This window comes from Propionibacterium acidifaciens (assembly GCF_003798325.1).
Classification (GTDB): Bacteria; Actinomycetota; Actinomycetes; order Propionibacteriales; family Propionibacteriaceae; genus Propionibacterium; species Propionibacterium acidifaciens.
In genome coordinates, this window is the sequence record NZ_CP033719.1 from 1,544,107 (window position 1) to 1,555,435 (window position 11,329).

Sequence of the window (11,329 nt, forward strand, 5' to 3'; positions counted from 1 at the left end):
TGGCCGACCCCCCGGCATCGCCCTCCCAGGGCCCGGGGCCCCGCCTGCGTCGGGCCCGCCGAATACACTGCGCCCTGTGAAGCTCCTCCTGATCCGCCACGGTCAGTCGTCCAACAATGTGCTCACCGCCGCGGGTCACGCCTTCGCGGGGCGCAGCGCCGATCCCCTGCTCACCGCGCTGGGCCGCACGCAGGCCCGCCGTCTGGCGCAGGCCTTCGCGGACGGTCTGCTGCCGCGCCCGCAGGTGCTGCTGTGCTCGCCGATGGTGCGGGCCGTCCAGACGTCCGTGCCGGTCAGCGAGGAGCTGGACGTACCGGTCGAGCTGCTCACCGACGCCTACGAGGTCGGCGGCCTGTACGGCGGTCCGCCGAGCGCGCCGGTGGCCGAGCGCGGGGCCGGCGCCAGCGCGCTGCGCGAGGTGAACGAGCGCGTCGTCGTGCCCGTCGACGTCGACGACGACGGCTGGTACGACAAGGGCGAGTACGTCGAGGCCCCGGCCCAGGCGCAGGGCCGCGGCTTCGCCCTCTTCGCCGACCTGGAGCGCCGCTTCCACGCCGACGACCGGGTCGTCGGCCTCATCTGCCACGAATGGATCATCCAGTACCTGCTGCGCGCCTCGATGGGTGCGGCCAGCGTGCAGGGCGCCCCCGACCCGTGGGTCACCATGCTCAACACGGCGACGGCCCACCTCGAGACCGGACTGCCCGCCCCCGAGCCCTACGAGGGGGCCGGCGAGACCGTGATCCACTGGATCAACCGTTTCGACCATCTGCCCCCTGACGAGCAGACCCACTGAGAGCGGCCCGGTCGCCGCCGTGCCGGGGCGCGTCTGCCCCCGACGGGCGGCCGCCTGGGTGATCATTCCGTATCCATTTTTATTACGTAAAAAGTAGACATCATGATAATCGTCGATCGGCGCCGATCCCCTCGTATCCGTCTCTCTTCGACATTCGCAAGAGAGCACCATGGACGGCCGGAGCGGCGTCGACGGTAGAGTCGGATCGGACGCCGGCCCCGGGCACGGGGCTCCGGGCATCACCGGCACAAGGAGGCACCCGTGCGGCTGCAACGCAGGAAGCTGCTGAGGATCGGCGCCGCCGCCCTGGCCGCGGCCGCGCTGAGCGCCTGCCGCGACGGCAACGACGACTCCCGGCCCACCGCCACCGGCGCGAGCCCCTCGGCCAGCCCCGACTGGCACGACGCGAAGAGCACCGGTTCAGGCACCCTGTCGATGCTCTCGGCACTGCTCGGCACGGGCGAGCTCCAGGACCGCTACGCCAACAACGTCCTCACCGGCTTCTTCGGCACGAGCGCCTACCAGATGGCCACCACCTACACGACGAGCGACAAGTTGCCCGACAAGATCCTCACGGCCCTGACCGGCGGCATCCTGGCCGACGTCCTCATGCCCGAGTACGGCTGGCTGCACGCTCTGCGCCGTCGCAACGCGCTCGAGCCCCTCCCGGCCGACCTGCTCGCCGACCTCGGCGTCGACGAACGCTTCCTGCCCAGCTGCCGCATCGACGACGAGCTGTTCGGCGTGCCCTACGCGATGGACCTCCAAGTCGTCGGTTACCGCGTCGACCTGCTCACGCAGGCCGGCATCACCGAGCCCCCGAAGACGCTCGACGAGCTGCGCGAGATGGCCAAGCAGCTCAACGGCGAGGGCTTCAGCGGCTTCGACCCGTTCGGCCCCGGTCTGGTGCGCACCTGGGCCAACCTCGTCGGCGCCTACGGCGGCAGGCTGTTCACCGAGGAGGGCGACCTGGGCTTCAACGACGGCACGGGCGCGAAGGCCCTCGACTTCCTGGCCGGCCTCGTCAATGACGGGACAGCCGATCCGTCGTCGGTGCCCGGCACGGGCGAGCCGCGCCTCATCGCCCAGGGCAGGGCCGCCATGGCCCCCATGGGCACCGCCACCTGGGACGAGCTGAACGGCGCGGGCCTCGGCGACGAGGCCCACATGGCCTTCTTCCCCATGCCCCCGGGCGATGCCGGCGGCGAGCCGTCGATCCTGCGCACCGGCACCGTCCTGAGCGTCTCGCGTCAGAGCTGCTACCAGGACGTCGCCTTCCAGTTCCTCCACTACTGCCTCGAGGACCAGCCGCTGTCGACGACGGCGGCGATGATTCCGGCGATCCCCTCACGCACGGGCCTGCTCGTGACGAGCGAGCTCTCGTCCAATCGGATCGCCAACGCCGGTCTGGCCAGCATCGACCACGCCGGCGTCATGCTCGGCGGCAGCGACGCCTGGCTCGACCTCCGCCCGGTCGTCGAGGGCCAGCTGCGCATGACGCTCGAGGGCAAGCAATCGGCCGACGCGGCGATCGGCAACCTGGCCCGGGTCGTCACGGACTCCAAGAACGCCGGCTGAACGGGGCCCGGGGCGCCGACAGCGGAATGAGACCGCCGCCCACCGCGTTCCCCAACCACGACCCGCGCCGGGGGACGGCCAGGGCCCCGACCGTCCCGGCACCGCGTAGGCTCGGACCACCGCCCGTCGGCCAGAGACGAGAAAGGCAACCATGAACGACCAGCTCCGTGACGTCATCATCATCGGCTCCGGCCCCGCGGGCTGCACCGCGGCCATCTACACCGCGCGGGCGGGCATGTCCCCGCTCGTCCTCGAGGGCTCGCTCGACGCCGGCGGCGCGCTCATGACGACGACCGAGGTGGAGAACTATCCCGGCTTCCCCGAGGGCATCCAGGGCCCCGAGCTCATGGACGGCATGCGCCGCCAGGCCGAGCGCTTCGGCGCCGAGTTCATCACCGACGACGCGACCGAGGTCGATCTCGCCGGCGACGTGAAGACCGTCACGGACGGCACGGGCGCCGTCCACCGGGCGCGGACCGTCATCCTGGCGACCGGCTCCGGCTATCGCCATCTCGGCATCCCGGCCGAGGAGCGCTACTCCGGCAAGGGCCTGAGCTGGTGCGCCACGTGCGACGGCTTCTTCTTCCGCGGCAAGCCGATCGCCGTCGTCGGCGGCGGCGACGCCGCCCTCGAGGAGGCCCTCTTCCTCACGCGCTTCGCCGACTCGGTGACGCTCATCCACCGTCGCGACCGGCTGCGCGGCTCCGAGATCATGGTCGAGCGGGCGAAGAAGAACCCCAAGATCGACTTCGCCTGGAACTCGGTCGTCGTCGACCTGCACGGCGACGACCGGCTCGAGTCCGTGACCCTTCAGGACACCAGAGACGGCTCCACACGCGAGCTGGCCGTCGAGGGCCTGTTCGAGGCCATCGGCTCGGTGCCCCGCTCCGAGCTGTTCAAGGGCCAGGTGGCCCTCGACGAGGCCGGCTACGTCCTCGTCGAGGGTTCCTCGACGCGCACCGACCTGCCCGGCGTCTTCGCCTGCGGGGATCTCGTCGACCACGTCTACCGGCAGGCCATCTCGGCCGCCGGCACGGGCTGCCGCGCTGCCCTGGACGCCGAGAACCACCTCGCCTCCCTCCAGTCCTGACCCCGCGGGCAGGTCCACGGCCCCGCCCCCCGGTGGCCTGCTCCCCCGCCGGGTCCGGCGCCGCCTCCCGGCCCCGCCGCGACCGGCTCCGTAGGATGGAGGCCGCACGCTCGACCAGCCGGGCAGGAGGAGTCTCATGAGCAACGTGATCGACGTCACCGACGCCACCTTCCACGACGTCGTCCTCGGATCGGACAAGCCGACCCTCGTCGACTTCTGGGCCGACTGGTGCGGCCCCTGCAAACGCATGAGCCCCATCCTCGACGAACTCAGCGAGGAGTACGGCGACCGCATCAACTTCGTCAAGCTCGACACCAACGCGAACACGGTCGTGCCGACCCAGCAGGGCGTCCTCGGGCTGCCCACCGTGCAGATCTACCGCGACGGCCGGCTCGTCGCGCAGTTCCAGGGCGCCAAGACCCGTGCGGGTCTGCTCAAGGTCCTCGACGAGTTCCTCTGACTCCCCTCGACGCGTCTCCGCGCGCCGGAGACCGCGCGGGCGAGCCGCGGGGACCGGCACCGCACTCCGCACCAGGGCCGCCTCACGGATCGGTTCCGCATGCTCGGCCCCGCCATGAGGCGCCGGTGCGTCCCACGCGCATCGCCTCTCCGCGGTCGGCCCCGCGTCCGAAGGCCGGCGGAGGTGCCGTGGTCGATGGTCCCACCCGCCCGATCCGCTCCGCGTCGGCCGAGCCGCACCGTCCGTGACCGTTCAGGCCCTCGGGCCCCGACGCGCAGCGCCGGTCCCGTACAACCCAGGACGTCCCGTCCGTTCGCGACCCCGGCGCCGCTGCGCGGGGATGTCGAGGCCGGTGGCACCCGGAAATGCTGTGGGTCGGTTCCGCCGACTGGACCTCGATTTGTCGATAAATCAATTCGTTGCCATGGCCGGAGCTCAGGGCCCGACCGGGATCGCCGTGGCGGACGCCGAGGCATCGGCATGGTCCGGGTGCTCTCGACGGATCGGCCGGCCCCGGGGGCGCCGGGCCGGGCCCGTGCCCGGTCACTTCCCGAGGATGCCGAGGATCCGCTCGAGATCGTCCTCACCGGCGAAGTCGATCGTGATGCTGCCCTTCCGACGACCGATGGTCACCTTGACCCTCGTGTCGAAGCGATCGCCGAGCTCGTGGGCGATCGACTCGGCCCGCGGGTTCGGTGTCCTGGCCCTCCTCGTGCCGCGCGGCGCCTCCTGGCGGGCCGGGGCGAGCGTGACGATCTCCTCGGTCGCGCGCACGGAGAGGCCCTCGGCGACGATGCGCTGGGCCAGTCTCTCGACGGCGAGAGGATCGTCGAGTGACAGCAGCGCGCGCGCATGGCCGGCCGACAGGACGCCGGCGGCGACGCGGCGCTGGACGGTGGCGGGAAGTCTGAGCAGCCGGATCGTGTTGGAGATGTGCGGACGCGACTTCTTGATACGGGTCGAGAGCTGCTCCTGGGTGATGCCGAAGTCGCTCATGAGCTGCTCGTAGGCGGCCGCCTCCTCGAGGGGGTTCAGCTGCACACGGTGCAGGTTCTCGAGCAGGGCGTCGGTGAGCATCTTCGAGTCATCGGTGCTCCGCACGATCGCGGGGATCGTCCCGATGCCGGCCCTCTCGTGGGCGCGCAGCCTGCGCTCGCCCATGATCAGCTCGTAGTGCCCGTCATCGATCCTGCGCACGACGATGGGCTGGAGCAGGCCGACCTCCTCGATCGACTCGCTGAGCTCGGCGAGCTCCTCCTCGCCGAACACCTGACGGGGCTGCCGGGGGTTCGGGGTGATCGCTTCGACCGGTAGTTCGGCGTAGTACGAACCGTCGGGCATCGTCGCGGACGCGAGGTCCCCGACCCGGGACTCCTCGGCACGGGCCTCGTCCCCCCTCCCGGCGTCCGGTGCCGCCGCGGGGACGTCGGTGCGCTGGAAGAGCTCCCCGAGGCCACGCCCCAGCCCACCCGTTCGTGCGCTCATTCCTGCTCCTCAGCTGCTCGGGCGGCGAGTTCCGCCGCGACTGTGCGATAGGCGCAGGCGCCCACCGAGTGATCGTCGTAGGTGATGACGGACTGGCCGTAACTCGGCGCCTCGCTGACGCGCACCGACCGCGGGATGACGGTCTCGAGGGTCTCCTCACCGAAGTGGCCGCGCACCTCGTCGGCGACCTGGGCCGAGAGCTTCGTCCGACCGTCGAACATCGTGAGGAGCACGGCCCACAACCGCAGATCCGGGTTGAGTTCGCCCCCGACGAGCTGGATGGTTCGCATGAGCTGGGTCACGCCCTCGAGCGCGTAGTACTCGCACTGGATCGGGATGAGGATGTCCGTCGCTGCGACAAGGGCATTCACCGTGAGGAGCCCCAAGGAGGGCGGACAGTCGAAGAAGACGTAGTCGATGTCGTGATCCACCAGGTACTCGCGCAGCGCCTTGAGGAGCTTCTGCTCCCGGGCGACCTTCGAGACGAGCTCCAGCTCGGCCCCCGCCAAGTCGATGGTCGCCGGAAGGACGAGGAGCCCTTCGGCCTCGGGAGAGCGGACCACGGCGTCCTCGAGCCTCATGTCGTCGAGCAGCACCTCGTACATGCTCGCCGTCCCCTCCCCGTGGGGGATGCCGAGCGCCGTCGAGGCATTGCCCTGCGGGTCGATGTCGACGACGAGCACCCGGAGGCCCCCCTGGGCGAGGGCGACGGCGAGATTGACCGCCGTCGTCGTCTTGCCCACCCCGCCCTTCTGGTTGGCCACGACGATGCGGCGCGTCGTCACCGGCCTGGGGAGGGGTCCGACGGACGACGTTGTTTCACGTGAAACATCCCCGAGGGTTCCCTGCCCCTGCGGACGCTCGGTCGTTCCCTCGTCGTGCGTCGCGGTCCTGTCGGACGCACCGGTCGCCGGTTCCGGCCTGGACCCACCGAAGTCCCCCCACTGCGGGGCGTCGACGCCGAGGACGGCAGCCGCACCTGTTCCGGGCGCGGCGTCCGGCTCGTCGCCGGTGGTTCCACTGCCCGGCACGGGAACCGGATCGTCACGACCGGCGGCGGGGTCGTCCACGAGCGGCACCGTCGGGATCCCCGCAGAAGAGGCGGGAGCCTCGGTCCCCGGGTTCGTCGGGGCGGGGAAGTGCCCGGCGGGACCGGTCGAAGCCGCCGACGTTTCACGTGAAACATCACCACGTCGTTGTTCCAGCAGCGCTGTGCTGCCGGGATAACCGAGCGGACGCGTCCACGTGCGCCGTTTGAGTGGAGGCCAGCCCAGGGGCACATCCGTCACGCGAACACCACCGATCCCTCGACGACAATGACGAGGTCAATCCTAGCGTCCGGGACCGGGACGGGGAGACGGGATCCTCCCCCGGAACGTCGTGACGACACGCCTTGTCAAAAGTCATTCCTGGTGTCAGGCGCATGGCACCGGGAGATCTGGGCGGGCGGGTCGTGACACATCCCCACCCGCCCGGGAGCGGAACCGGCCACCCGAGGGTCCGTGGTGGGGAGACCACTCCTCCACCCGCACGGGAGCCACGAAGCCGCCGAAGACCGTCCGCGGCGAATCGCATCCCCATCGGCACGGGAAGCCGATCCACGGAGAAGACGGCCATGGGTCGTCGCCGCCTCACCGACGGCGCGGGGGGACGCTCGGCCGGCGACGGGCCCGACGACCGGGACCCCGTCCTCATCGCCGACGCACGCGAGGTGCACGGGCCACCGTCACGACGTTCGTCGCCTCGGCGTCCGGGTGCGCGCGTACGGGGACGACGTCGGCCACGAGACCCGATGCCCTCAGCAGGGGCGCCGCCTCGTCGATCTCGTTCCGGGCCGAGTCCCCCTTGAGAGCGAGGAGACGGCCACCGGGGGCGATGAGGCGGACCGTCCACTCGAGGAGTCTCGGGAGTCTCGCCACGGCACGGGCCGTGACGATCTCATGGGCTCCGGTGCAGTCCTCGGCGCGCCCCCGCGTCACGGTGATCCGGCCGGACAGGCCGAGTTCCTCGACGACCTCACCGAGGAAGGTCGTGCGTCGGAGCATGGGCTCGAGCAGAGTGATGCGCAGATCAGGACGCGCGATCGCCACGACGAGGCCAGGCAGGCCCGCACCGCTGCCGATGTCGATGACCTCGGACCCCTGAGGGAGCAACCCGCACAGGGCCGCGCAGTTGAGGATGTGCCGAGACCAGATGCGCGCGGGCTCTCGGGGCCCGAGCAGGCCCCTGGTGACCCCCACTGAAGTCAATATGTCGACATAACGTTTCATCTGCTCATCGTTCTCGCGCAGGAGTGCAGCCGCCTGGCCCCTGGCCACGTCCTCGCGCGTCTCCCCGCCACGGGCTCCGGCCTCGACGCTGTGCTGGTGCGGCTGTGTCACGACGCTCCTTCCGGGAACTGCCCGGGCCCTCTTCCCGAACGCCCCCATCCTGCCCCATGAAGAACCCGGTCAGCACGTTCACCCGAGGTGTCGCCGCCGACGGGGCGAGGGCTCGGCCCGGCCGGGCCGACCGGCCCCGGAACCAGCGGGCCGGGGCCGCGGATCGCCGCACGACGAGGACAGACGAGGGCTCGGGGAGGTCACCGCCCACGGTGGAGGACAGCGGGCCGACCACGCCCGGATCGTTCGCGTGGGCGGCCTGGACGCGGGACGGCGGCGCCACGCATCGGTCGGGAAGCACGGTCCTCGCCGGGCGCACTCCCGGTCGCCCCACCCGGCGCGCCAGTCCACCGTGCGCTCCCCAGCGGCCGTTCCTCGATGTCCGATGGCACGGCCCCGTGCGGTGCTCCAGTCCGGCGTCGGCCGGTGCGGTCCGCCCCGGTGACGCCCATGGTCGAGGACGGACCCGGGGCCTCTGGTCCGCCCGCGGTCCGCCGGGAGGGGACTGTCTGCGACAACCGCGCCCCGGCTCTCCGGCCCTCGCCTTGACGCCCGGCACGGCAGTGCGTTGCTGAGCGGGGCCCCGCCGGGAACGACGATCCCGAGGCCGGACAACTCGGCCCAGAATCGCTCCCAGAAAACTCGTTGAAATACAAATTTAACTGGTGGCTTTCGAATCTCAGTTCCCGAGCAGAGAGCTCGACCGAAGTGCGCAGACCCCCGGGGAGGGAGAGCGGAGAAGAAACGGGGGCGGGCCGGAGGAGGGAAGCGTCGGGGCCTCGAGCCTCCCGCCGGATCCGGGCCGAAGCGATGCGTGCGGCCGGCCCCGGATCGTCGGTCGGGCCCGGGCCCGTCTCACCGGGCGGGCTGGACGACCACGCGGCGCTGGGGCTCAGTGCCCTCGGACTCGCTGAACAGACCGGCCGCCGCGACGGCGTCGTGGACGATCTTGCGCTCGAAGGGGTTCATGGAGGACAGCCGAACGGGCTCGCCGGTCTCGTTGACCTCGTTTATGGCGTCCTGGGCGAGCAGCTGCAGCTCCTTGCGGTGCTTCTCGCGGTGACCGGCGATGTCGAGCATGAGGCGGCTGCGGTGGCCGGTCTCGGTCATGACGGCCAGACGGCTCAACTCCTGGAGGGCCTCGAGCACCTCGCCGTCCCTGCCGACGAGGGTCTCGTCCTCGGTGACGACCGCGACGTGGGCCCGGTCCCCCTCGGTGTAGGTGTCGATGTCGCCGTCCATGTCGACGATGTCGAGCAGCTCCTCGAGGTAGTCGGCGGCGATGTCTCCCTCGGCGACGAGCTCCTCCTCGCGCTCGTCCTTCCGGGAGCGCTGCCCGTCGGGATCTGCCGCGGGGGCCTCGGCGGTGTTCTCCTCGTCGGCGCCCTCGGCGGGGGCGCCGTCCACGACATCCTCTCCGGGGGTCTCGTCGACCAGTTCCTCGTGCTCGGTGCTCTCGCTCATGAGTCCTCCTCGTGACTGGGCTCGCGCCCTGGGGGGTCGTTGCGTCCGTCCGTCGGCCGGACGAGTGGTTCAGGATCGGCGGCCGTGCGGGCCCTCACCTCTTCTTCCGCTGCGACTTGGTCTGACGCACCGGCTGGCGGCGGACGACCTGGCGCTGGGCGCCGCTCGTCGTCCGGCGGGCGGTCTGCCGGGTGGTGCCCTGCCGGTTGACGACGGCACGACCGCTCTCGTCCGTCTTGACGGTCTCCGTCGGGCCAGCGGTGCGCGGCTTCTTGCGGGCGCGGTCGGCCCGGGTGCGCTCGATCTTCTTGGGGTCGCGGCCCTTGGCGCGCATGCGCTCCTCCCACTCGACGTAGGCGGGCGTCCCGGGGGTCGGATAGTTCCGGATGATGACGTACTGCTGGACCATCGTCCAGATGTTCGTCGTGAGCCAGTAGAGGAGGACGCCGATGGGGATCGCGACGCCGCTGAACAGGTACATGAGCGGGAACAGGTAGAGCATCATCTTCTGCTGCTGGGCCATCGGGCCGGTCTGCGAACTCGGTGGCATGTTGCGCCGAAGCATGTGCAGCTGCTGGAAGAACATGAGCGCAGTCATGGCGATGACGAGCACCATCGCGAAGAGCTGGGTGGGGCCGAAGCCGTTCGTCATCGGCCAGAAGGTGCCCGACAGCTTGGCGCCCAAGATGTGCGCACTGCTCAACGAATGAACCAGATCGGGATCGCGACTCAGCCAGTAGCCCTTGACGTTCGTGCCCCGCGAGGCCGAGTTGAGCACCCGGAACAGCGCCCAGAAGATGGGCAGCTGGATGAGCAGCGGCAGGCACGAGGAGGCCGGGTTGACGCCCTCCTCCTGATAGAGCTTCATCGTCTCCTGGCCCAGGCGCTCGCGGTCGGCGCCGTACTTCTTCTGCAGGGCCTCGAGCTTGGGCTGGACCGACTGCATGGCACGCGAGGAGTTCAACTGCTTGGCGTACAGCGGCATCATGAGCAGCCGGACGAAGCAGGTCAGCAGGACGATGGCCAGCAGCCAGGTGGCGCCGGAATCGGGGTCCATGAACTGCGCGAACAGCCAGTGGGCCGCGACGATGATGCCGCTCACCGCCCAGTACAGCGGCTGCATGATGGCCGAGCCGATGTCGCCCAGGCCCATCATTGTCAGGAGAAGGTTCAACTCATTCACCTCATAGGGATGCACTCGTCGGGAGTGCTCGTGGGGGCCGCGGCCCCTGCTGTCTCGTCCGCGCCGGCCGCGAGGGGGGATCCGGGCACGGGGTCGACCCCGCCCGTGGACCATGGGTGGCAGCGCACCAGGCGCCGCACGATGAGCCAGCTGCCCTTCACCGCGCCGTGCAGCTGGAGCGCCTCGAGCCCGTAGGCCGAGCACGTCGGGTAGAACTTGCACACGTCGCCGTACAGCGGCGAGACGACGGTCCGCCAGACCTTCACGAAGGCGATGAGCAAGTGCTTCACGTCCCCGCCTCCAACCGTTCGAGGGCGCGGCGCCAAGCCTGCGAGAAGTCCTCCTCGAGCCGCTCGGGCCTGGTGGCCGCCGCGGGGAGCGCGCGAACGACGACGCGCAGGTCGCTGCGCGCCCCCTGCTCGAGCCGCGCCGCGGCGAGATGCCGGAGGCGGCGCTTCACGCGGTTGCGGGTGACGGCGTTCCCGACCCTCCTGGACACGACGAAACCGACCTGCGCCGGGAGCGGATCGTCCTCGGGGACGACGTGCTCGACGAGGTCGGCATGGACGACGAGCGTCGGACGACCGGCCCGTACGCCGTGACGAACGGTGGTCCTGAAGTCCTCGGAGCGTCGGAGCCGCGCCGGGGCGGGCAACACGGCTCGCTCAGGCGGACAGCTCGGCGCGGCCCTTGCGGCGACGGGCCGACAGGATGGCACGGCCGGCGCGCGTCCTCATGCGGGAACGGAAGCCGTGGGTGCGTGACCGACGGCGATTGCTGGGCTGGTACGTGCGCTTGCTCACGGGATGACTCCCTAGTGCTCGATGAGATGAAGGGCTTTTCGCATCGCCATCGCGGGCTCGCCGCCAGGCTCCGAGGACCCGGAACCCGT

Annotated in this window: 12 protein-coding genes; 4 read left to right on the forward strand and 8 right to left on the reverse strand. The window is 70.8% G+C overall.

Features of this window, described 5'->3' with window-relative positions:
* Positions 1–76: 76 nt before the first annotated feature.
* From EGX94_RS06470 to trxA, 4 genes are all read left to right on the forward strand, one after another.
* A complete protein-coding gene (locus EGX94_RS06470) occupies positions 77–796 on the forward strand; it encodes a histidine phosphatase family protein (protein WP_021798758.1) in 720 nt (239 codons plus the stop codon).
* Positions 797–1,057: 261 nt separating this feature from the next.
* Complete coding sequence (locus EGX94_RS06475; RefSeq protein WP_021798754.1) at positions 1,058–2,374, forward strand: ABC transporter substrate-binding protein; 1,317 nt, start codon at positions 1,058–1,060, stop codon at positions 2,372–2,374.
* A 151-nt stretch (positions 2,375–2,525) separates the two neighbouring features.
* Positions 2,526–3,464: a thioredoxin-disulfide reductase gene (gene trxB, locus EGX94_RS06480; RefSeq protein WP_021798760.1), complete on the forward strand. Its 939-nt coding sequence runs from the start codon at positions 2,526–2,528 to the stop codon at positions 3,462–3,464.
* 136 nt (positions 3,465–3,600) lie between these two features.
* Positions 3,601–3,924 carry a thioredoxin gene (trxA, locus tag EGX94_RS06485; protein WP_021798751.1) on the forward strand — a complete coding sequence of 108 codons (324 nt, stop codon included), beginning with the start codon at positions 3,601–3,603 and terminating at the stop codon, positions 3,922–3,924.
* A gap of 543 nt (positions 3,925–4,467) precedes the next feature.
* On the opposite strand, the gene EGX94_RS06490 is transcribed toward trxA, so the two are convergent.
* The 8 genes from EGX94_RS06490 to rpmH form a co-directional block, all read right to left on the reverse strand.
* Complete coding sequence (locus EGX94_RS06490) at positions 4,468–5,409, reverse strand: ParB/RepB/Spo0J family partition protein (RefSeq protein WP_021798752.1); 942 nt, start codon at positions 5,407–5,409, stop codon at positions 4,468–4,470.
* Positions 5,406–6,194: a ParA family protein gene (locus tag EGX94_RS06495; RefSeq protein WP_043123273.1), complete on the reverse strand. Its 789-nt coding sequence runs from the start codon at positions 6,192–6,194 to the stop codon at positions 5,406–5,408. Before EGX94_RS06495 ends, EGX94_RS06490 begins: the two co-directional genes overlap by 4 nt.
* Positions 6,195–7,100: 906 nt before the next feature.
* The gene (gene rsmG, locus EGX94_RS06500) at positions 7,101–7,679 is read right to left on the reverse strand and encodes a 16S rRNA (guanine(527)-N(7))-methyltransferase RsmG (protein WP_226906081.1); all 579 of its coding nucleotides are present in this window, start codon (positions 7,677–7,679) and stop codon (positions 7,101–7,103) included.
* Between the two features lie 966 nt (positions 7,680–8,645).
* Positions 8,646–9,254, reverse strand: a complete 609-nt coding sequence (locus tag EGX94_RS06505; RefSeq protein WP_021798761.1) for a Jag family protein — start codon at positions 9,252–9,254, stop codon at positions 8,646–8,648.
* Positions 9,255–9,348: 94 nt separating this feature from the next.
* A complete protein-coding gene (gene yidC, locus EGX94_RS06510) occupies positions 9,349–10,407 on the reverse strand; it encodes a membrane protein insertase YidC (protein WP_051245598.1) in 1,059 nt (352 codons plus the stop codon).
* A 26-nt stretch (positions 10,408–10,433) separates the two neighbouring features.
* Positions 10,434–10,727, reverse strand: a complete 294-nt coding sequence (gene yidD, locus EGX94_RS06515; protein WP_021798749.1) for a membrane protein insertion efficiency factor YidD — start codon at positions 10,725–10,727, stop codon at positions 10,434–10,436.
* Positions 10,724–11,095 carry a ribonuclease P protein component gene (rnpA, locus tag EGX94_RS06520; protein ID WP_021798764.1) on the reverse strand — a complete coding sequence of 124 codons (372 nt, stop codon included), beginning with the start codon at positions 11,093–11,095 and terminating at the stop codon, positions 10,724–10,726. Before rnpA ends, yidD begins: the two co-directional genes overlap by 4 nt.
* A gap of 7 nt (positions 11,096–11,102) precedes the next feature.
* Entirely contained in the window at positions 11,103–11,240 is a 138-nt protein-coding gene (gene rpmH / locus EGX94_RS06525; protein WP_021798759.1) for a 50S ribosomal protein L34, read from the reverse strand.
* Positions 11,241–11,329 lie beyond the last annotated feature (89 nt).